Origin of the sequence: Peptacetobacter hiranonis (assembly GCF_008151785.1) — a bacterium.
In the GTDB taxonomy this organism is placed as follows: domain Bacteria; phylum Bacillota; class Clostridia; order Peptostreptococcales; family Peptostreptococcaceae; genus Peptacetobacter; species Peptacetobacter hiranonis.
On record NZ_CP036523.1, the window covers coordinates 827,100 to 850,907 of the forward strand.

General features: G+C 32.1%; 17 protein-coding genes. 16 read left to right on the forward strand and 1 reads right to left on the reverse strand.

Going from position 1 to position 23,808, the window contains the following annotated elements:
• Positions 1–24 precede the first annotated feature (24 nt).
• The 8 genes from KGNDJEFE_RS03940 to KGNDJEFE_RS03975 all read left to right on the forward strand — a co-directional run bounded on the left by KGNDJEFE_RS03940 (position 25) and on the right by KGNDJEFE_RS03975 (position 12,290).
• A complete protein-coding gene (locus KGNDJEFE_RS03940; RefSeq protein WP_006439931.1) occupies positions 25–1,251 on the forward strand; it encodes a BaiN/RdsA family NAD(P)/FAD-dependent oxidoreductase in 1,227 nt (408 codons plus the stop codon).
• 322 nt (positions 1,252–1,573) lie between these two features.
• A complete protein-coding gene (locus tag KGNDJEFE_RS03945) occupies positions 1,574–2,020 on the forward strand; it encodes a hypothetical protein (RefSeq protein WP_244949450.1) in 447 nt (148 codons plus the stop codon).
• Between the two features lie 217 nt (positions 2,021–2,237).
• Positions 2,238–4,010 carry a GAF domain-containing SpoIIE family protein phosphatase gene (locus KGNDJEFE_RS03950; RefSeq protein WP_040410393.1) on the forward strand — a complete coding sequence of 591 codons (1,773 nt, stop codon included), beginning with the start codon at positions 2,238–2,240 and terminating at the stop codon, positions 4,008–4,010.
• A gap of 98 nt (positions 4,011–4,108) precedes the next feature.
• On the forward strand, positions 4,109–4,708 hold the full coding sequence (locus tag KGNDJEFE_RS03955) for a flavodoxin family protein (protein ID WP_242649215.1): 600 nt from the start codon (positions 4,109–4,111) through the stop codon (positions 4,706–4,708).
• A 12-nt stretch (positions 4,709–4,720) separates the two neighbouring features.
• Positions 4,721–5,815, forward strand: a complete 1,095-nt coding sequence (gene aroB, locus KGNDJEFE_RS03960; RefSeq protein WP_006439935.1) for a 3-dehydroquinate synthase — start codon at positions 4,721–4,723, stop codon at positions 5,813–5,815.
• A gap of 211 nt (positions 5,816–6,026) precedes the next feature.
• Positions 6,027–6,593, forward strand: a complete 567-nt coding sequence (pduL, locus tag KGNDJEFE_RS03965; RefSeq protein ID WP_006439936.1) for a phosphate propanoyltransferase — start codon at positions 6,027–6,029, stop codon at positions 6,591–6,593.
• A 279-nt stretch (positions 6,594–6,872) separates the two neighbouring features.
• Positions 6,873–10,409, forward strand: a complete 3,537-nt coding sequence (gene nifJ, locus KGNDJEFE_RS03970; RefSeq protein WP_040410394.1) for a pyruvate:ferredoxin (flavodoxin) oxidoreductase — start codon at positions 6,873–6,875, stop codon at positions 10,407–10,409.
• Positions 10,410–10,829: 420 nt separating this feature from the next.
• Complete coding sequence (locus tag KGNDJEFE_RS03975; protein WP_006439938.1) at positions 10,830–12,290, forward strand: UDP-N-acetylmuramoyl-L-alanyl-D-glutamate--2,6-diaminopimelate ligase; 1,461 nt, start codon at positions 10,830–10,832, stop codon at positions 12,288–12,290.
• A gap of 98 nt (positions 12,291–12,388) precedes the next feature.
• Here the strand turns inward: KGNDJEFE_RS03975 and KGNDJEFE_RS11710 are convergent, their stop codons facing one another.
• A complete protein-coding gene (locus KGNDJEFE_RS11710) occupies positions 12,389–12,559 on the reverse strand; it encodes a hypothetical protein (RefSeq protein WP_154645816.1) in 171 nt (56 codons plus the stop codon).
• 236 nt (positions 12,560–12,795) lie between these two features.
• On the opposite strand from KGNDJEFE_RS11710, the gene KGNDJEFE_RS03980 reads away from it, so the two are divergent.
• The 8 genes from KGNDJEFE_RS03980 (at position 12,796) to KGNDJEFE_RS04015 (ending at position 23,710) form a co-directional block, all read left to right on the forward strand.
• Entirely contained in the window at positions 12,796–13,656 is an 861-nt protein-coding gene (locus KGNDJEFE_RS03980) for a metallophosphoesterase (RefSeq protein ID WP_006439940.1), read from the forward strand.
• A gap of 199 nt (positions 13,657–13,855) precedes the next feature.
• Complete coding sequence (gene galE, locus KGNDJEFE_RS03985) at positions 13,856–14,875, forward strand: UDP-glucose 4-epimerase GalE (protein ID WP_006439941.1); 1,020 nt, start codon at positions 13,856–13,858, stop codon at positions 14,873–14,875.
• A 27-nt stretch (positions 14,876–14,902) separates the two neighbouring features.
• Positions 14,903–16,708, forward strand: a complete 1,806-nt coding sequence (locus KGNDJEFE_RS03990) for a cell wall-binding repeat-containing protein (RefSeq protein ID WP_006439942.1) — start codon at positions 14,903–14,905, stop codon at positions 16,706–16,708.
• A 128-nt stretch (positions 16,709–16,836) separates the two neighbouring features.
• On the forward strand, positions 16,837–18,702 hold the full coding sequence (locus KGNDJEFE_RS03995) for an HIRAN domain-containing protein (protein ID WP_006439943.1): 1,866 nt from the start codon (positions 16,837–16,839) through the stop codon (positions 18,700–18,702).
• A gap of 186 nt (positions 18,703–18,888) precedes the next feature.
• On the forward strand, positions 18,889–20,184 hold the full coding sequence (brnQ, locus tag KGNDJEFE_RS04000) for a branched-chain amino acid transport system II carrier protein (RefSeq protein WP_006439944.1): 1,296 nt from the start codon (positions 18,889–18,891) through the stop codon (positions 20,182–20,184).
• Between the two features lie 220 nt (positions 20,185–20,404).
• A complete protein-coding gene (locus tag KGNDJEFE_RS04005) occupies positions 20,405–21,526 on the forward strand; it encodes a DUF3798 domain-containing protein (protein WP_006439945.1) in 1,122 nt (373 codons plus the stop codon).
• A 10-nt stretch (positions 21,527–21,536) separates the two neighbouring features.
• The gene (locus KGNDJEFE_RS04010; RefSeq protein WP_006439946.1) at positions 21,537–22,679 is read left to right on the forward strand and encodes a DUF3798 domain-containing protein; all 1,143 of its coding nucleotides are present in this window, start codon (positions 21,537–21,539) and stop codon (positions 22,677–22,679) included.
• A gap of 32 nt (positions 22,680–22,711) precedes the next feature.
• On the forward strand, positions 22,712–23,710 hold the full coding sequence (locus KGNDJEFE_RS04015) for a LacI family DNA-binding transcriptional regulator (RefSeq protein WP_006439947.1): 999 nt from the start codon (positions 22,712–22,714) through the stop codon (positions 23,708–23,710).
• Positions 23,711–23,808: the final 98 nt, after the last annotated feature.

Here is a 23,808-nt window from a genome sequence, read left to right on the forward strand (position 1 = left end):
AAAATTCTTAGGAAGGGAAATATTATGAAGAAGGTTGTTATAATCGGTGCTGGACCTGCAGGTATGACTGCAGCGTATTCGGCATCGCAAAATGGTATAGATGTTGTTTTGGTAGAGAAAAATGAGAGAGTAGGTAGAAAACTACTGATAACTGGAAAAGGAAGATGTAATATAACTAATAACTGTGAGGTTGAAGAGTTAATTGCAAATGTAAATACAAATGGAAAATTTTTATACAGCGCATTCTACACATTTACAAATGATGCGGTTATGGAAATGTTTGAAAGTTTAGGTGTTAGGTTAAAGACAGAAAGAGGAAATAGAGTTTTTCCTGAGAGTGATAGAGCAATGGATGTCGTTGATGCTATGGCTAGACTTATAAAGAGAAAAAATATTAAGTTAGTTACAGGAAAAACTGTCAAAGATATAAAAGAAAAGAATGGAAAAGTTGAGTCTGTTGTTTTAAGTGACGGAAAAGAGATTAAGACAGATGCTGTTATAATTGCTACAGGTGGTGCAAGTTATCAGAGAACTGGATCTACAGGAGATGGATATAGACTTGCTGAGAAATTAGGTCATAAGATAACTCCTTTAAAGCCTTCTTTGATAGGTCTTGAGATACAGGAAGATTTTGTGCATAAGTTAAAAGGTCTTAGTCTTAGAAATGTTGCAATAAAGGTATTTGGCAAGAAGAATAAGAAGATATACGACGATTTTGGTGAAATGGAATTCACTGATTACGGTGTAGATGGGCCGATTATCAAATCTGCAAGCTGTATAATGAGGGATTTATCTAAGGAAAGTTATAAAATTTCTTTAGATTTAAAACCAGCTTTAGACCACGAAAAGCTTGATAAAAGAGTGCAGAGAGATTTCCAAAAATATATAAATAAGAGATTTGAAAACTCCCTATCAGATTTACTTCCAAGTAAGATGATACCGGTAGTCGTGGAACTTTCTGGCATAGATCCAGCTACTCCGGTAAATTCTATAACTAAGGAAGAGAGAAGAAATCTTGTCGATACTATAAAAAATATTGAGTTGCATGTTAAGAGATATAGACCTATGGAGGAAGCGATAGTTACTTCTGGTGGGGTTAAGACATCTGAGATAAATTCTAGTACTATGGAGTCTAAGTTAATCGAGGGACTTTATTTTGCTGGGGAAGTGATAGATGTTGATGCTTACACTGGAGGATTTAACTTACAAATTGCGTTCTCTACAGGATATCTAGCAGGTAGCAACATATAAAACCTCGGTAAAAGGGCAATAGAATAACTACTATCAGTTTCAGGCTTCGACGCTTTCTTTGTTTTATTCGAACTCTGTTCGAAAAACAATGTTGAAAGCGTCTGTAGATTTTTAAATAAAGCGTTTTAGCCAGTAAAATTTTTTAGTTATATATAAACTGATTGCTTTGTTTGAAGGAGTTTATTTCATTTATGCTAAAGTGTTTTTTTGTTTATTTTACTTTTTATATTTAGTATTACTAAACTCTTGATTTTTCTGAAAATTTAAATTACAATTAAAATAAGGAAAGGATGGGGTGCCAATGCTGGTAGAGGAACTTAATTTGGAAACTAGGTGCAAAATTTACACAATTACGAAGAAGGTTTTAAGAAAGTATCAAAAGGGAATCATTTCTGGTAAGCTAACATCTGACAAGTTTGTTCATAATATTTTGGGAGATGTTTCTATTCATGAGGTTCTTCCTGATGAGATTTTGGAAGAGAGTGATTTTATAGATTCTTATCATCATTATGTGGATAAGCTTATTTGTATTCAGAACGAAAATCTCATAAATAGCAAAAATAGGAATTACAAAAAAGCTAATGAGAAACCAGATGTGTCTAAAGTGATGAAGTTAAAGCATCTCCTTAATGATACTGGATATGTTCTGTCTATCCCTTGTCAATATCTAACAATTAGCGATATTGATAATATATCAAAATATATTACAACAGGAGATATAGACTTAGGTAATGAAAAGATTTACAATTACGTTTACAAAGAACACTAGAACAAAAAAGGAGTAAGCAGTTTTTGAATTGAAAAATATTTAAAGACTGTTTGCTCCTTTTTTATTTTTAATTAAAAATGGTGTAGAATATGTTAGAATATATATTAATTGAAAAGTAATTTCTTTAAGAAAAACTTTAAAGAAATTTAAAAATAAATTTTGAATAGATTAAATTATTTTGACTATAGGAGGTGGACTGCCAAGTTGGCAAATTGATATGACTGAAGAGTATATGAAGCGAATGAAGAATCTTGTTGAGATTTCTAAGTTGGTTACACAGTCTCAGGATTTCTTCAAGATAAAGGATATTATAGTCAGCAAGATGTTGGATGTTGTTCATCCGGCAAAAGCTTGTGTAAATATTTTTTACAACGACGATTTTAATTATGCGTATTTGGTTTGCTCAAACACTTTAAAATATATTCCAACTGTTTTTGAAGGAGTAGATAGACCTGAGGGTGCTAAGATTGATTTTGATTTGTATCCTGATTATATCAGAGAGGCAGTCGAAAAGAAAAAAATCATATATGTAAGAGATGTTTTTTTAGATGAAGCAGCTTCAAAAGAGAGAGATTTAGCTCAAAACGAAGGATATTGTGGAAGAGCTGTTTTCCCATTCATAATAGAGGAAAAAGTTGTAGGATTTATGACTGCATTCACAACAGAGGGTGAAAGTATAAGCGATGAGGATATGAATTTTATCGCATCAGTTGCATCTCTTATGGCACTTTCTATAGAAATAACTAGAAAGAATGAGTCTGTAAATAAACTTGTAAACAAGCTTAGACAAGGGGTAACAGCGATAAATGAAGCTACTAGAAAGTTATATGTAGATAAAAATATAGATACATATTTAAAGGACTTAACTAAGCAAGCAGTTGAGATTACAGATAGTGAAGAAGCTATAATAATCTTGGATAAAAATGAAAAGCACGCAAGAATAGTTAATTGCTATAATAAAAATGAATGTAGAAGTAATCTATTCTTAATGCTAGATACCATTTCTGAAAATCATAAAGATGGAGATTTTTCAAATGATGTAGATATGGTACTTGAAAATGGATCTAAGATAAATAGCTATATATACCATAGACTTATGGACGCAGATAGTAATTTAGGATATATAATATGTGCAAATGCAACAAAATACACTAGAGATGATGTAAATATACTTTCAATTCTTTCAAAGCAGATAACTGTCGGTACTCAGCTTTATGAATACAACCAGAATGAGGTTAGACATAGAGTATTACAAAATGAGCTATCTGTTTTAAATAAGCAGCAAAAACTTATGATGAACGATGCTAATATGGTTTGCAATGGAAATAGACAGCTTTATTGTTATCACCAGCCAGCAAAGGTTGTAGGTGGGGATTTCTATGATGCAGTTAGAGTGAATGACGACAAGGTTATTTACATTGTTGCCGATGTTATGGGGCATGGTATTGTATCAAACTACATGGTTGCACTTATAAAAGGTGCATTTAAGGTACTCTGTAGACAGTTTGAAAAGCCTTCAGATATAATGAATAATCTTAATAAGATGCTTTTTGAGGAATTCGATAAAATGGAAGTTTTCTGTACTGGTATAGTTGCAAGTTTAGATACAAAAGAAAATACTCTTACAGTATCTAATGCTGGGCATTATAGTCCTGTTATCATACAGAGGGACGGAACTGTTGCAAAATATGTAAATTGCAAGAAGGGAATTCCAATAGGTGTTATAGAAGATGGAGAGTACAAAGATAATGTGATAAACATAAAAGATTATCCTATGATATGTATGTTTACAGATGGTATTCTTGAGATTAAGAATAAGGATAAGGAAGAATTTGGTCAAGAGAGATTTGAAAAACTTCTTTGTGAAAATTATAAATATAGCCCAGAGTTTATAATTGAAAAAATTAAGGAAGAGTTTTACGCTTTTTCTGGAAAGAAAGAATACTCTGATGATATTATGATGGTTATGCTGAAAGATAATAATGTTTAAAATGCAGTATAATTTCATATAATGTATAGATAAATAAATAAAATGATATTGCGATATTTTGCAGTATTTAGATAAATTAATTAATGGAGATTGGAAATATGACAAAGGATATTTTAATAATAAATGCTAGTCCTAGAAAGGACAAAAATTGCTTTAATATATCTAGGGATATTTCGAAAATTTTAGAAAGAGAGGGCGTATCTTACGCCCTTTTAGATATTTACGAAATGGATATAGATTATTGTAATGCATGTGGATACTGCGAGCACAAGAAAGGATGCAGAATAAAGGACGATATGACAGAGCTTTATGAGATGTTTGATAAGAGTAGGGGTACTGTTGTTATAAGTCCAGTGTATTTTAATTCTGTACCAGCAAAGATGAAGACTGTTGTCGATAGAACACAGGCAGTTTATTCTAGTAAGTTTGTGCTTGGAGATTCTATGATTGATAGAGGAAGAAAAAGAGCTGGTATGTACCTAGCTGTAGGTGGTTCCAAACCATATGAGGATCAGTTTGATGGCGGTGATATAGTTATGGACTTTTTCTTTAAGAGTATAAATTCAAGAAGTATTAAAAATATAAGAATTCCAGATAGCGATGAGGTTAGTTATGTGGAAAGTGAAGAACTTGTGGAGTGTATAAAAAAATCTACAGAAGAATATGCAGCACATATTAAAGAGATAATGAGCGAATAATGAGGTGATTATATGAAGCTAATTACTACTGGAAATAATCTATGTAGAATAATGGTATCTGATGAATATACAGAGCTTGCAAATATTTTGTATGAATTAGTAGAAAGAGATCAAAAATACGATAAAGTTGTTATTGTAACAGATGAAAATGTAGAGGTTAATCTATATGACGATTTTGTAAAATCGATTTTTTCTATAACAAATAGTAAAAAATTTTCAAAAGTATGTATAAAACCAGGAGAAGAGTCGAAGTGTTTAGAAACTTTTAATGAGCTTATATCAAAGTTTATAGATTTTGGAATGAGTAGAAAGTCACTTGTTATAGCATTTGGCGGAGGTGTGGTTGGAGATTTAGCAGGTTTTGCAGCAGCTACATATATGAGAGGTATAGATTATATACAGGTTCCAACGACTATATTATCACAGGTTGATTCTGCTATAGGTGGGAAAACAGGGATAGATGTAGGTGTTTATAAGAATATGATTGGAGCATTTAAACAGCCTTTATTTACATATATAAACACAGAAACGTTAAAAACTCTTCCAAGTGATGAGCTAAAAAGCGGATTTGGAGAGATTATAAAATATGCGGCTATAATGGACGATGACGGAGAATTTGAAAAATTCTTGTACGATAATTCAGTTGAAGTAAAATGTCTGGATAATGAAAAAATTATAAAAGCTATTATGAAATGCGCTGAGTTTAAGGCGAGAATTGTAAAAGCAGATGAGAAAGAAACTGGTTTAAGAAAAATTCTTAATTTTGGGCATACATTTGGACATGCAATGGAGATGGAGTATAGCTTAAAACATGGTGAAGCTGTTGCTATTGGAATGAAAATAGCGTTTAGGGTAGCACTTGCAAAAGGGTATATAAAGAAAGATTATTACGATAAATTTGTAGAGCTTATAGATAAATACGATTTTGAGTTTGATTTTGGAAAAATAGATGTAGAAAGACTGGTTGAAATTATTAAAAAAGACAAGAAAAATAGCTTTGGAGATATTTCAGTTATACTTCCAGATGCAAGTTCATGCGTTGGAATTTTCAAAATGAGTTCTGATGATATTGAAGCTATATTGAAAAAAGAATTTAACTTTATGTAGAATAAAATTAAAATAGTGTGCAAATGTTATCACAACTTTAAACATAAAAAAGTTATACAGATTTGAAAAAAATACCTATTAAAATGAAAAAAATTTAAAAATTACTAAAGAACTAAATATTTGATTTTAACAATTATATTTTGTATAATGTATTTGAAGTAATTTGTGGTTTAATGAATACAATATAATAAAAAGATAGGAGTGATAGGCAATGAAATTACCAATAGCTTTATCAAACAAACACATACACTTATCACAGGAACACATAGACGCTTTATTTGGCGAAGGTCACGAATTAGTTAAATTCAAAGATCTTTCTCAGCCAGGTCAGTATGCTTGTGAAGAAAAAGTAGACTTAGTTGGACCAAAAGGAAAATTAACAGTTAGAGTATTAGGACCAGCTAGACCAGAAACTCAGGTAGAAGTATCTTTAGCTGACTGCTTCCCTCTAGGAGTAAAAGCTCCAATAAGAGAATCAGGAGATATAGAAGGTACTCCAGGACTTAAACTTGTTGGACCAGCAGGTGAAGTTGAATTAGAAAAAGGTGTTATAGTTGCTTCAAGACATATACATATGAGCAATGAAGACGCTGCAAAATTCGGAGTTAAAGACAAAGATATAGTAAAAGTTAGAACAGAAGGACCAAGAGGTCTTATATTCGAAAATGTATTAGTTAGAGCTAAAGACAGCTTCAACTTAGAAATGCATGTTGACATGGAAGAAGGAAATGCAGCAGGCGTTAAAAATGGAGATTTAGTAGAATTAATAGCTGAATAATTATTACTAATTAGACTGATATAAAATTAAATATGTTATACTTTTTGATAAAAATTTTTGCATTATAGTGAACATTGTATATAGTAGTAAATATTCTGAAAAAATGTTGGCATTTTTTTAAAAATGTAGTATGATATAGAAAGTAAGATAATTAATATGCTATTTATACTCTAAAAATTTAGTGAAAATAAATGCTTAGAGCTTTATTAGTATAAATAATAAATAGACTTGCCTTTAGATAGACAAGCAAATGAAACTATCAAGGAGGATATTTTAATCATGGCAAAATTTATGAAAACTGTTGATGGGAATACAGCCGCAGCTCATGTTGCTTATGCATTTACAGATGTAGCAGCTATATACCCAATAACACCATCTTCAACTATGGCAGAATTAGTTGATGAATGGGCTTCTCAGGGAAGAAAAAACGTATTTGGACAGAAAGTTAATGTTGTAGAAATGCAGTCAGAAGCTGGTGCTGCTGGTGCATTCCACGGTTCTTTACAGGCTGGTGCATTAACATCTACATTTACAGCATCTCAGGGATTATTACTTATGATACCTAATATGTATAAAGTAGCAGGGGAATTACTTCCAGGTGTATTCCACGTTTCTGCAAGAGCTTTAGCATCTCAGGCATTATCAATATTCGGTGACCATCAGGACGTTATGGCAGCTAGACAGACTGGATGTTGCTTATTAGCTTCAGGTTCAGTTCAGGAAGTTGCAGATATAGCTCCAGTTGCTCACTTAGCAGCAATAGAAGGAAGTCTTCCATTCGTTCATTTCTTCGATGGATTCAGAACTTCTCACGAAATACAGAAAGTTGAATTAATGGAAAATGAAGAATACGCTTCATTATTAAACTTCGACGCTGTTCAGAAATTCAGAGACAAAGCTTTATCTCCTAACCACCCAGTTACAAGAGGTACTGCTCAGAACCCTGATATATACTTCCAGACAAGAGAAGTATCAAACACTTACTACAATGATATGGTTGGCATAGTTGAAAAATACATGCACAAAGTAAGTGAATTAACAGGAAGAAAACATGACTTATTCGATTACTACGGAGCAGAAGATGCTAAATATGTAGTAGTTGCTATGGGTTCAGTTACAGAAGCATTAGAAGAAACTATAGATAGATTAAACGCTGAAGGTTGGAAAGTTGGATGCGTTAAAGTTCACTTATACAGACCATTCTCTACAGAACATTTCTTAAAAGCAATGCCTTCTACAGTAGAAAGAATATGTGTATTAGACAGAACTAAAGAACCAGGTGCAACTGGTGATCCTCTATACTTAGACGTTAGAGATATATACTACGGAAAAGAAAATGCTCCTCTAATAGTAGGAGGAAGATACGGATTAGGATCTAAAGATACTACTCCAGCTCAGTTAAAAGCTGTTTACGACAACTTAGCTGCTGAATGTCCAAGAAATCAGTTTACAATAGGTATAGTTGATGACGTTACTAACACATCATTACCAGAAGCTGAAGACTTCAGAATAGCATCTAAAGGTACTGTAAGATGTAAATTCTGGGGACTTGGATCAGATGGTACTGTTGGTGCAAACAAACAGGCTATAAAAATAATCGGTGATAACACTGACAAATACGCTCAGGCTTACTTCGATTACGACTCTAAAAAATCTGGTGGTATAACTATGTCTCACTTAAGATTTGGTGATACTCCAATCAGATCAACTTACTTAATAGATGAAGCTGACTACATAGCTTGTCACAACCAGTCTTATGTATATCAGTATGATTTATTAAAAGGACTTAAAAAAGGTGGTACATTCGTACTTAATACTATATGGGATCAGGAAGGTATAGAAGCTAACCTACCTGCATCAATGAAACAGTATATAGCTAAAAACGACATACAGTTCTACACAGTTAATGCTGTTGAATTAGGTAAAGAAATAGGATTAGGAAGCAGAATAAATATGATAATGCAGGCTGCTTTCTTCAAACTAGCTGAAATAATACCAGTAGACGAAGCTGTTGAACACTTAAAAGAATCAATAGTTAAAACTTACGGTAAAAAAGGTCAGAAAATATTAGACATGAACTTCAAAGCTGTTGACGCAGGTATAAACGCATTAGTTAAAGTAGAAGTTCCAGAAGCTTGGAAAACTGCTGTTGATGCACCAAAAGAAGAAGCTTGCGAACCAGAATTCATCAAAAATATATTAAGACCTATGACTGCTCAGAAAGGTAATGACCTACCTGTAAGTGCATTCAAAGAATTACCAGACGGAACATTCCCATGTGGTACAGCTGCTTACGAAAAACGTGGTATAGCAGTAGACGTTCCAGAATGGAAATTAGACAATTGTATACAGTGTAACCAGTGTTCATTCGTATGTCCACACGCTTGTATAAGACCAGTACTTGTTACTGAAGAAGAATTAGCAAATGCTCCAGAAGCATTCAAAGCTAAAAAAGCTATAGGTAAAGGATTCGATGGATTACAGTACAGAATGCAGGTATCTACTCTTGACTGTACAGGATGTGGAAACTGTGCTGACATATGTCCAGCTCCTAACAAAGCATTAGAAATGATGCCTCTAGCTACTCAGGAAGAACAGATAGAAAACTGGAACTTCGCTGTGGATACAACTAAAGTTGCTCCAAAAGGCGATTTAATGAACGTAAATACAGTTAAAGGTTCTCAGTTCAGACAGCCATTAATAGAATTCTCAGGTGCTTGTGCTGGATGTGGAGAAACTCCATACATAAAAGTTATAACTCAGTTATTTGGAGATAGAATGCAGATAGCAAATGCTACAGGATGTTCTTCTATATGGGGAGGATCTGCACCATCAACTCCTTATACTTGCAACCATGAAGGTAAAGGTCCATCTTGGGCAAACTCATTATTCGAAGACAATGCTGAATACGGATTTGGTATGTTCATAGCTGTTAAACAGATGAGAGCTAAATTAGAAGAAGACATAAAAGTTTTAGCTGAAAAAGCTCATGATGAAAACTCGAAAGCAGTTCTTAACAACTGGTTAGAAACTAAAGAAGACGGTGTTGCTAATAAAGAAGCTTCTGCAAAAGTAGCTGAATTAGTTAACGGATTACATGAATCTTGCATGAATGATCCTGAAATAGCAGCAGCTGTTAAAGATATAAAAGAAAGAGAAGACTACTTAGCTAAGAGATCTCAGTGGATACTTGGTGGAGACGGTTGGGCTTACGACATCGGTTACGGTGGATTAGACCACGTTCTTGCTCAGGGTGAAGATGTTAACGTATTAGTATTCGATACAGAAGTTTACTCTAATACAGGTGGACAGGCTTCTAAAGCTACTCCAGTAGCAGCAATGGCTAAATTCGCAGCAGCTGGTAAGAGATCTAAGAAAAAAGACCTTGGTATGATGGCTATGTCTTACGGAAATGTTTACGTAGCTCAGGTTGCTATAGGTGCTGATAAGAACCAGTTCATGAAAGCTATAACTGAAGCAGAAGCTCATCATGGTCCATCTCTAATCATATGCTACGCTCCATGTATAAACCATGGTTTAAGAGAAGGTATGGGAAGAAGTATAGCTAACGAAAAACAGGCAGTTGACTGTGGATACTGGCATTTATACAGATTCAACCCAGAATTAAAAGCTGAAGGTAAGAATCCATTCTCATTAGACTCTAAAGAACCAACAGAAAGCTTCAGAGACTTCTTAATGAAACAGACAAGATACGCAGCAATAGCTAAACAGTTCCCAGAACAGGCTGAAGAACTATTCACTATGGCTGAAGAAAATGCAAAAGAAAGATACGAATCATACAAAAGATTAGTATAATTTTTATAAAAATATGGGCTGTTGCAATATTGCAACAGCCCTTTTTATGTATAATTGTAAATATATTTAAAACTTGTTTGATAGGATACAACTAAATTTTTAAAAGGAAGCAATTTTATATACTTGAAAATATAGACAAACTCCTCTCCAGGCAATCTAGTTGCATTGTCGAGTTCGTTTTGTCTATATTCCCAAGTACAAATTGCTTCTTTTTTTATAAAAATTTAGTTTATATCCTATCTCAAAAGTTAGTAAATTTAATTACAATTATGTATAAAAAGAGCTTGTGTAATATTATCAACAGCCCATTTTTTGTTGCAAATTATTTGAATGGGGAATTTATTTTGAGTGAATGCTTTTTGTTTGTGTGATATAATATATTAAGTATTAATATAGTAAGAAAGAGAAGGTGTTTTTTTGATGAAACTTAATCATATATTAGAAGGAATAGAGGTTCTTTCAGTTGTTGGGAATGAAGATGTAGAAGTTTTAAATGTTGAGTACGATTCAAGAAAGGTTGAGGAAGGTACTTTATTTATTTGTATAAAAGGATTTGTTTCAGACGGGCATAGATATATAGACTCAGCTTATGAAAAGGGAGCTAGGGTATTTTTAATTCAGGACGATGTAGATTTTAAGGAAGATTGTACTTATGTAAAGGTTGAAGATACTAGAAAGACTATGGCAAAGGTTGCAGCTAATTTCTGTGAGCATCCAGCAGATAAGTTTGATGTTATAGGTGTTACTGGAACAAATGGAAAGACTAGTATTACTACATTTATAAATGAGATACTTAGAAACTGTAATAAGAAAGTTGGTCTTATAGGTACTATAAAGATATTTGACGGAGATAATGAGGTTCCATCAAATTCAACTACTCCTGAGAGTGTTGATTTACAGAAGATATTCAAGAGAATGGTGGATAATGGATGTGATTGTTGTGCAATGGAGGTTTCATCTCATTCGTTAGAGCTTAGTAGAGTAGATGATACAAACTTCAAGATAGGTATATTCACAAACTTAACTCCAGACCATTTAGATTTCCACAAGACTTTAGAAAACTACAGAAAAGCTAAGGAAAAATTATTCCATAAGACTACTCAGGCAAATATAATCAATGTAGATGATGAGGGTGGAAGAAAGATATATGAAGCAATAAAAGGTTTAGATACTCCTTGTTACACATACGGAATAGAGCATGATGCAGATTTCACTGCTAAAAATATTAAATCTGATGCTTCTGGGGTTGCATATACATTAGTTACTCCAAATCATACAGAAGATATATTTATACCAGTTCCAGGAAAATTCACAGTTTATAATACATTAGCTGTAATTGCAGCATGTGAAATGTTAGGAATAGATAAAGAAGATTACCTAAATTCTCTAAGAAATACAGGTGGGGTTGCAGGTAGATTTGAAACTGTACCAAATGACAAGGGAATAAGTGTAATAGTAGACTACGCACATACTCCAGATGCACTTGAAAATGTGTTAAATACTGCTAGAGAATTTGTTGAAGGTGATTTAATAGCTGTGTTTGGATGCGGTGGAGATAGAGATTCTGAAAAAAGACCTCTTATGGGAGGAATAGGACAGAGATTATCTGATAGATGTATAATAACTAACGACAACCCAAGAACAGAAGATCCTGAGCTTATAATAAAAGACATACTAGCTGGATTAGATGAAAGCAATGAAAACTATAAAGTAGTAATGGATAGAAAAGAAGCTATAAAAGAAGCTATAGAATCTGCTAAAAAAGGCGATGTTATCTTAATAGCTGGAAAAGGTCATGAAAACTATCAGATACTAGGAACAGTAAAACACCACTTTGACGATAAAGAAGTTGCTAGAGAAGTATTAGACTCATTAAAATAGTATATTAATTGCATAAAGAGTGAAAAATTAATAAAAAATATGGGCTATCACATTAAAAACGTATTAATGTGAAGCCCTTTTTTATTAAAATAAATTATCTAATTTTCATCGGAATGAGAAAAATGAGATATCAATAGGTACGCTAGATAAATTAATCCAACACCTAAAAGACAAGCCACAACACCAAATAATATAGTAAGTGGTGTTACCCTATCTTCTACAAAATCTTTCGCGTTTTCAAGAGGTTCAACAATTTTACTTTTGTTCATAACATATCCTCCGATCTTTTGCCAAATAGCAAACAAGTTGATTTTTCTGAAAATAATTAATTTTCTTATCTTTAATTATATTATACAACTTTAGAAGGTAAAATAATAGTTTTTTTCTATATAAATTAATCATTATTATAGATTTATAATGATTTCATAAAAGTGAAAATATGATAGAAAAAGATATTTCAATAGATTATAATATAAAGATACAAAGAAAAAATAAATTATAATTGATGAAAAAATTTGAAAGCGAGATGTTTATGAAAATAAAGAAATTAAAAGTAATAATAGCATCTATTCTGCTTGTAGCACTTTTATTGGTGTGGGGAACAAATGATATAGTTACATCTGAATACTTTATCAGTAGTGAAAAAATACCGGCTGATTTTGATGGATATAGAATAGTGCAAATATCAGATCTTCATAATAAAGAATTTGGAAAAAATCAAAAGAGATTAATTAAAAAAATTAAAGCTGCAAATCCAGATTTAATTGTAATCACAGGAGATATTGTGGACAGAAGAAAGTGGGGCACTAAGTATATGGAGAAGTTTTTAGCTGAATCAAAGGGAATAGCTCCAATGTACTATGTTTCAGGAAACCACGAGGTATGGTCGTTTAAATACGATAAAGTTAAAAAGATTTTAGAAAAATATGGTGTAAATATTTTGGATGATGATGTAAAAACTATAAAACACAAAAATTCAGAGATTAAAATAGCTGGAATAATAGATACTGGTTTTGAAGATAGAGAAGAATATGTGCCAGAAATATTAAAAACCTTAAAAAATAAAATAAAATCTAATGAGTACAGTATATTATTATCTCACAGACCAGAACATATAGACGATTATGCTGATGCTGGATATGATTTAGTATTCTCTGGTCATGCACATGGTGGACAGATAAGAATTCCTTTTATTGGAGGGATTTATGCACCACATCAGGGAATTATGCCGAAGTATACAAAGGGGGTAATCAATAAGAGAAAAACAAAAATGGTAGTCAGCAGAGGGCTTGGAAACAGCGTGATACCAATAAGGGTATTAAACAGACCTGAGATAACGGTCACAGTTTTAAAAAGTAATCAATAAAAAGAACCATAACCTATAAACATAAAATAAAATTGAAAAATAATTTAGAAAAATTCACTTATTAATACTATATGTAAATTTGATGAATTTATATAAGTATGTTATTATATCTTTATGGCGTTTGAAACGAAAAATTAGTATTTAAAAATGAAGTTATTAAATTACTTAAAGAAGTTTTTTAGAGAAAGAGGTAAACGAAATGGCAGTATTAGTAACGGGTGGCGCTGGTTATATAGGTAGTCACACATCAATAGAATTACTTGAAGAGGGGTACGAAGTAATAATAGCTGATAATTTCTGCAATAGTAACCCTACAGTAATAGAAAAAATAAAAGAATTATCAGGAAAAGAAAAAGAAATAGTTTGTTATGAGGTAGACGTTAGAGATTTCGATAAAATGGATGAAATATTTAAAAATCATAAAATAGATTCAATAATTCATTTTGCAGGTCTAAAAGCTGTTGGAGAATCTGTAGAAAAACCTATAGAATACTACAACAACAACCTAATATCAACACTAACATTATTTGATTTAATGAAAAAATACGATGTAAAAAACTTTGTATTTAGTTCTTCAGCGACTGTATATGGAGATCCTCATAAGTGCCCAATACTTGAAGATTTCCCTCTATCAGTAACTAATCCTTATGGAAGAACAAAACTTATGATAGAAGAAATGTTAAAGGACATAGCAAAGGTAGACGATAGCATGAATATAGCTATACTTAGATACTTCAACCCAGTTGGTGCTCATAAGAGTGGAAAAATAGGGGAAGACCCAAATGGTATACCTAACAATTTAGTTCCTTACATAACAAAAGTTGCAATAGGACAGCTTGAAAAAGTAAATGTATTTGGTAATGACTATCCAACTCCAGATGGAACAGGAGTTAGAGATTATATACATGTTGTAGACCTAGCAAAAGGTCATGTAAAAGCAATAGACAAGCTAAAAGAAAACCCAGGACTTGTAGTGTACAACCTAGGTACAGGAACAGGTTATAGTGTATTAGAAATGATAAATATGTTCTCTGAAATAAGTGGAATAGACATACCTTATGAAATCGTAGGTAGAAGAGCAGGGGATATAGCAGAGTGTTATGCTGATCCTACTAAAGCTGAAAAAGAATTAGGATGGAAAGCTGAGTGTGGATTAAGAGAAATGTGTGAAGATTCTTGGAGATGGCAAAAAAATAATCCAAATGGATATAAAAAATAAATTTACTTTGTAGGAGGATTTAGAGTAATGAAGAAACTTGTTAAAAAGTATCTCGTTGTACTAATGTCTGTTTTTATGGTGTTTGCAGCAGTCGTTCCAACAACTACAGTAGAAGCAGCCTCAAAACAGTTAATTATAGTTAATACGAAATACAACAAACTATCATTTTATGAAAATGATAAACTAGTAAAAAAATTTAATGTAGCATCTGGAAAACCTAGTACACCTACACCAACAGGTAAGACTAAGGTAGCAAACAAAATAGTAAATAGACCATACTATTCTGGTGGTATTCCAGGTGGACACCCAAATAACCCATTAGGAAATAGATGGATAGGTATATTTGGTGGAGGCACTTATGCTATTCATGGAAATAACAAAGAAAGCTCTATAGGAAAACATGTTTCTGGTGGATGTATAAGAATGCATAATGCAGAAATAAGATGGTTATTCCCTCAGGTTAGAGTTGGATGTACTGTTTTAATAGACTACAGTACAAAAACTGACGCACAGATAGCTAAAAAATACGGAGTTTCATTCAAAGAACCTATACAGCCTGGATGGAAAACTGTAAACGGTCAGAAAAAATACTTAAAAGCAAATGGAAAATATGCAGCTAATGAATGGTTAACTATATCAGGTAAAAAATATCACTTTGGTGCAAATGGTTTAACTGACAAAGGAATGCAGACAATAGCTGGTAAAAAATACTACTTCGATAAAAATGGTGTTATGAAAACTGGATGGATAACTGAAGGTGATTTCAAATACTACTTTGATCCAAATGGAGCAGCTCATATAGGATGGTTAGAATTAAATGGTAAATCATACTACTTTGACCAGACTGGAGCAATGGTAACTGGAGAACAGAGCATAGATGGAATTGACTACACATTCAATGAAAATGGTGAAGCAATTGCAAAATGGGATGTAATAAAAGGAAACAATAGATTCTCTACAGCTACAGAAATAAGTAAGATGAATTATGCAACTGGTGGAACTGTAGTACTTGTAAATGGTAATGCAGTTGCAGATGGTATAGCTGCTACACCTCTTGCAGCATCAGAAAATGCTTCAATACTATTAGCTAACACAGATAATCTACCAAAAGAAACTGCTGATAGAATGAAAGAAATAGCACCTCAGAAAGTTATAATAGTAGGTGGAGAAAATGCAGTTAGCAAAGCATTAGAAGCTAAAATAGCAAATGACTATGCTGTTGAAGTACAGAGAATAGCTGGTAAAGACAGATATGCAACTTCATTTGAAATAGCTAAAGCACTTGTTGAAAGTGGAGCAGAAATAAAAACTGCTTACATAGTATCTGGAATGGGTGAAGCAGATGCCCTTTCAGTAGCATCAAAAGCTGGAGCAGACAAACAGCCAATAATACTTACAGGAAAAGATTCTATATCTCCTGAAATGTACGAATGGTTAAAAGAACAGAACCTTGAAGACGCTTACTTCATAGGTGGAAATAAAGTTATATCAGATGATGTAATAAACTCAGTAAATGAAATAACAACAAATGATGTAACAGCAAATAGAATAGCTGGTAACAACAGAGAAGAAACAAATGCCAAAGTAATAGAAAAACTTTACAAAGGTGGATTTAGTAATGTATATGCAGCTAAATCAAATGTATTAGTAGATGCTCTTTCTGCTGGTCCTATGGCAGCACAGAGAAACTGCCCAGTAGTTTTAGTTAACTCTAGAGGACTTACAGATGCACAGAAAAATGTGCTTTCTGGTAAATATGTAGATCATGTATATCAGATAGGTGGAGGAGTTTCATTTAAAGGTATGAGCGAACTTAACTCTATTTGCAAATAATATAAATAAGTTTTAAAGTTATTTATTAAAAAGTAAAAACTATTAATTAAGAAATAAACGCAGTTTCCGAAAAATATCGGCATTATGCTTAAAATCGGAAGCTGCGTTATTTTTAAAGGGGTGAATTTATGCCTGGAATAAGTATATATGAATCATTAAAAAATGTAGCTGAATACATAGATTGCTCAGAAAATGTTGAATTTGAGTATAGATATAAATACAATTTTTTACCCGATGTTGAGAAGAGAAACTTCCGGAATATAGTTTTAAAATCTTTAATAGAAATGTACAACGGCGATAGAGAAAATATTAGATTTCCAGAAACAGAATATCCTGTTGCTTCATATGTTTCTAGTTTTGTAAATTCTGTAAGAGGTATCGTTTCTGAAGGTATTATCCCTGTCGAGTGGGTTGAAGATTTTACAAAGAATACAATACTAAATTCTGAAGATAAAAAAGAAGTACAAGTAGCTCTAGCATTAGGGGAATATTTCCTAGCTGATAATCTTGTAAATGAGGTAGGGAAGGTATTTTCTAAATCTGGAAATTATATATTTTATGATATAGGTGTCATTAAAAGAATGAAGAATTATAACACATTCCTTTTTGAACTTATAAAAAATACAGATGGAGTTATAAAACTTTATGCTGCTGAATACATCGAGGAAATAGATATATCAATAACTAACTATATGTTTAATGAAGGATACAAAGATAAATATTATCCTGAATTTATGGTTGGCCTTGTTATGAACACATTTAACCGTACAGCATATTTAAGAAGAGATGGTATAACAGATGATGAAGTAAATAACTTTTGCAAGCTATTTGCAGAAACATTTAAAGTATCAGGTCCAGAAATATTCAGAGGTGAGATAGACTTTTTAGATACTCTTCTATATAAGATAGAAAATCAAGGAAAAAGTATAGAAGCACTGTACAGTATAATTGCTATAGCAGAGATTATTTTAAGTGATGATTCTGTTGAAGTAGATGAAGAGGAGCTTATTGATGGAATTAGAGCATTAGCAGGGCAGCAGAGATTTAAAGACGCTGTGAAAGAAGCTTTTAAAGATGCAAGCTTTGAATTTTCTTCATTGGCAATTATGGCCGAGGAAGCAGGAGTAGATATTAATTTCAATATGGTTAAGGCATATCTAGATAAAAATAAATACGATTTAAGTATTTATAAAGAATTATTAAAAAAAGAATCTAGTGCAAATAGAGTTGAGCTAGTAAATTATGTAGAGGAAAATCTAGATTTTTCTGATATAGTGGGAAATATGGAGGGAATAAGCCTTAGAGAAGAAAGAGAGCTAAATGAAAAGGAAAAGATATTTGGCTTAGTGTTAGTTGAGTTAAGCAAGATATATCCAGTTGGAAGAGAGCTTCTAAAATTGGGAATGGAAGCTAATAGTACTAGAATAAGAAAAGTAACTGCAAAAGTATTATTAAGATTGAAAAAACAGCTTCCAGATAAATTTGTCGACTACGTAGCTTCTAGATTCTCAATGGAAATTATTCCTGAGGTAAAAAAAGCGTACGAAAAAATTATAAATAGAAATGTAGATAAAAAACTAGAAAAAGTATCTACTGATGATATCAGAGTAGAAAAAAATCCTAAGGATATTTATATATTAGAGAGCTATATAGCTGGACTAGCGTATAAAGACAGGGAAATGCTTGAAAGAGAGCTAAGAGAAGACGCTAGACTATATATGAAACGAGATTACTCAAATTTACACGATATTAAGGCTGTAAAAATAGTATCTAAGAGCGGATACGTTTTAGGTTTTCTTCCTAAAAAGGACAATGAGATAATAAGTAGACTTATGGATGCTGGGAAATATTTCTATTGTATAATAGATAAAGTAGATATGGAAAGACTTCATGCTGATATAGAGGTATATTTGAGTTATAAGGATGTTATGAAAGAAGTAAGTCAGATTGCGAAAGCTATAATATCAGATCCGAGAGATAAAAGATTTAACTAATGAAGAAATTTCATAAACGGGAATAGATAATATGGAAATTATAGAAAAATGAAAAAAATTAAAAAATTGAAGTTTTTTTAGCTTTTAATGCAGATAATCTTTGAAAAAAATAGAAAAGTCTGATAAAATAGAATAAAGTCAAAAAAACGGAATAATCAGAAAGTTTTAAAAGGGGAGGATTTATTTATGAACAAAAAAACAACTGACATATTTGTCGTGGGGTTTGCACTGTTCTCAATATTCTTTGGGGCAGGTAACCTACTTTTCCCACCATACTTAGGTTTGGTTTCGGGACAAGATTGGTTTATTTCATTTTTAGGATTTATAATTGGGGATGCAGGATTAGCGCTTTTAGTTATAGTGGTTGCAGCTAAAAACAAGGGGATTCTAGATGAAATTTTAGTTAGAGGTGGAAAGAAGCTCGCAAGATTTATTGGTTGTGCAGCGATTTTATGTATAGGGCCATTCTTAGCAATACCAAGAACAGCAGCTACTACATTTGAAATGAGTATTCTACCATTTATGCCTAATTTAGGCACTGCAGGGTCTGTTATTTTCTCAATAGTATTCTTTATTGCGACATATTTCCTAACAATAAAATCTACAAAGGTTTTAGATATTATAGGTAAATTTTTAACTCCTGTACTTTTATTAAGTCTTTTAGCACTTATAATAAAAGGAGTAATAACACCAATAGGACCTATGAGTCCAGATCATATGATAGATAGAAGTCTATTTAGTGAAGGACTTTCTCAGGGATATCTAACAATGGATGCACTTGGAGCATCTGCAATGGCAGGTATAATGATAAGTACTTTAGTTTCTAAGGGATATAAAGATACAAAAGATCAGATATCTATGACTATAAAAGCTGGGTTTGTTGCTGGTATAGCATTATCAATAGTATACGGAGGACTTTGCTACTTAGGAGCTACTATGTCTACTATACACGATATAAATACTTCTCAGGCTCTATTAGTTGTTGCAGCTACTGAAGGAATATTTGGAACACCAGGTAAAGTTCTACTAGCGATAATGGTTCTATTTGCATGTTTAACAACATCAATAGGATTAACATCATCTGCAGGTAGATATTTTGAAGATACAACAGATGGAAGATTATCTTACGAAAAAATAGTTACAGCTATATGTATATTCAGTGCGGTTGTTTCTACATTTGGTGTAAACAAGATAATACAGATATCTATACCAATACTTCAGACTATATACCCAGTAATGATAATACTTGTTGTGCTTACAATATTCACAAAACAGATTAAGAACGACAATACATTTAAAGGTGCTGCGTACTTCACATTTGTTGCTAGTATATTATCTGTAGCAAATTCTTTAACAGGAGCTTTTGAATTTATAAACGTTCTTCCACTAACATCTCTTGGACTTGGATGGATAGTTCCAGGTTTAGTTGGAGCTTTAGTAGGAAGTTTTATAAAGACTAAAGGGTCTATACAGAATGTTTAATAATTAAATTTATAAGATAAATCAAGGTGTTTGGAAAATTTCCAAGCACCTTTTATTTTAAAAAAATAGAATCGAATTTAAGTTTATACAATAGATGAAGAGAAGATTTGAGAGTAAGTTTTGATGTTTTTTTTCTGAAAATGTGATAAACTAATTAAGTATATTGTTTTGATAGAATAGAATTAAATTAATAAGAATGTAATAGAGAGGAGAAAAATAGATGTTAAAAAAGATGACTGTATTGGCTCTTTCTTTTTGTATAGCACTTGGAGCAGTTGGGTGTGGTAAGAAAGAGGCAAGTAATGGAGGGCTTACAGATGGATATGCGTGTACTATGATAGTCACTCCAGAATCTGTTAAATTAGACCAGGAATTTTTAGAAAAATATAAAGATGTTAAGAATGTGGTACTTCCAAAGGACTATGATAAAAATTTAGATAAGATAACAGATGAGATAGCTTCATTTGCAGATAACGAAAAGGTTAAATGTATAATAGTATGCTCAGATAAAGAGGGAATGCTTCCTGTATTTGAAAAGATAAAAGAAAAGAATGAAGATATCACAACTATTGCTGCAGGTGTTGAAGAAATGCAAAATGAAAACAAGCAGAGTGATGTAATTATGGACGAGGATATAAATATAGGATTTAATCCTACTGATAAAGACAATGATAAAAATGCTGTTAGAATGGCTGAAGCTTTAGGTGCTAAGGTATTTGTAAACTATATTGATGAGTTTGTAAAAGATGAAGTAGAGTCTAAGCAGAAAAACAGAGATATGCAGAGAGAATGTGAAAAAAATGGAATCAAATATGAAGAAGTAGTAGTTCTAGGGATGAAAGATGAGAATGATTCAAAAACAGCTGAGGAATTTATAAAAAAAGATGCAGTTGCTAAGAAAAAAGCATACGGAGATAATGTAGCGCTTTATGGATGCAGAGGAGCTATGGATAAGGCAACTATAGAAGCTGCTATAGAAAATAAACTAATGGTTCCAAATATACATTCTTTAGACAGTACAAAACTATATGGAGATATATTAGGAGTAGATGTGAGTGGAAGTGATTATACTGAAATTAACTCTAAAATATCTGAAAAACTTAAATCTATGGGTATGGAAGGTAGATTAGCTGGTACAGATATACCAGAAAAAGTATTCTGTGTTGAAATAGCTTTAGATACTTCAAATAAACTGTATAAGAAAAAGGTTAAAGAAAATGAGCTATTGAGTGATATAAGAGCAGATATCAAGGAAAAAACAGGTATTTGGGCAGAATACAATAGCATGAAATATTATAATAATTTCTTAAGAACAGTGGAAATGTATCCAATACTGTACTAAGGAGGGAAATATGAAAAAGATAATTACAATGATTTTAAGTATAGCGATGCTTTCTCTACCAATGGCAGCTTATTCAAAGGCAGAAGGTGGAGATGAGAAGCGGGTTAAAGTAGGGATTGTTACAGGAACTAGCAGTTCAGATAAAGATTCTTATGAAGCTGCTAAAAAAATGTCTGATTTATACCAGTTAAGAAATAAAGATAAAAATTCAAATGATGAGATAAAACACTTTGTATTGCCAGCAAATTCAAATGGTGCTAAAAAAGTTGTAGATAAAATAGTTGCTGATGAAAATATGAATGCAGTTGTATTTTCTGGAAATGATAAAAATATGCTTAGTTGCATAAATGATATAAAATCAAAAAGAGATGATCTCCTTCTTATGGGAGCAGACTTAAGTATGACAGCAGAGGAAATGAGCAAGAATTTAGACTTAAGTTATATACCAGCAGAGGAATCTAGTGGTAAAGACACTGTAATGCTTGCAAAAGAAATGGGTGCTGAAGCATTTGTTGTTTATTATTCAGAAAAAGATTTAAAAGATAATAAAAATCTTAGTAAAAAAATAGAAGATATGAAAAAAGAATGTGCTAATCAGGGTGTGGAATTTACAGAAGTTAAAGTAGCGGATATAAATTCTAAAGAAGATGAGTACAAAGTTAAAAAGTATATTAGTGAAGATATAGAAAAACAGATTTATAAATATGGTAAAAATATAAATGTATATGGAACAAATTCTACTATGGACGATGTAATTATTAAAAGAGCCATAAAGAGCAGACTTATAATAGCTGAAACTAGTGATGGTTGTATAGAAAATGATTTAAGAGATCTTTATAGAACAATTATTAAGAGCGCAGAAAGAGGAAACTTTAGAGGAAATGTATCTCTTTTAGCAGGCAAGAATTCAAAATACAATATGGATAGAAGAGTCGGTGGCCTTTTAATGCCTAATGATACATTTGCTATGTATTCAGCTGTAGATACAGCAATAGCAGCATTAGAGCAAGATGTAAATGAGAATAAGTTATGTATGGCTTCTTTTATAGAAAAATCAATATCTGAAAAAGATGGGATTTCTGGTGCATTTAGAAATGCTAAACCAGGAATGAAAAATGTTAAGATAGTATCTGTCGACCAGGTTATATATTAATAATTTAGGGAGATTGAAAAGAGGAGAGTAATATGAAAAAACAGCTTACCATGGCGGATATAGCTAAAATAGCTGGAGTAGGCAAGAGCACTGTATCTAGATATTTTAATGGGGGCTATGTAAAAGAGGAGACAAAGGAAAAGATAAGGGTAGTAATAGAAGAGTATAACTACAAGCCTAATACATTTGCTCAGAGTTTAAAGGCAAAGGAAACGAAGATAATAGGTGTTGTTGTTCCATGCTTAGATTCTACAGTTACATCTAGGGTACTTATGTCATTAGATGAAGAATTAAGAGCTGCTGGATATACCATGCTTATTATGAATACTGCCCATGATCACAACCTTGAGATAGAGAATATTGAAAATCTACAAAGACTTAGGGTAGATGCGATTATTTTGAGTGCAATAAGTATGACTGACGAGCTTAAAAAGGTAATAGAATCTGTAGATGTGCCGCTTTTAGTACTTGAGCAGGAATACGCAGCAGGCGTGTCTATAATAAACAACGACTACGATGCAGGATATAAAATGGGTAAATATGTTGCTGATAAGGGACATAAAAATGTACTTGTAGTCAGTGTAAATGAAAAGGATATAGCTGTCGGAGTAAAAAGAAGAAGTGGTATATTAGATGCTTTGAAAGAATCTAATGTTGATATTGTAGATGTACTTGAAAGCAATTTCTCACATCATAAAACGTATGACTGTGCTAAAGAATATTTTAAAGACGGTATAGGAAACATAGATGCTGTTATATGCAGCACAGATAAACAAGCTGTAGCTGTGATGAAGGTAATAGAAGAATTAGGTCTTTCTATTCCGAAAGATGTGTCTATATGTGGATTTGGTGGGTATGAAACGAGCAACCTTCTAAAACCAAGACTTACAACTATAAAATTTGACTCTGAAAAGCTTGGAAAAATAGCTACAGAAACGATTTTAAAGATGATAAAAAAAGAAGAAGTAGAAAAATTACAGAGCGTCGACGCCAAATTTATAGAGGGCGAATCTGTGTATGATATGAATTAAAATTTAGAATATACTTATCCGAGATTTGTAAAAGAAGTGCAAATTCTCGGATATTTTTTTGTTGAAAATTAAGTATGAAAAAATTTAAAAGAATTTGT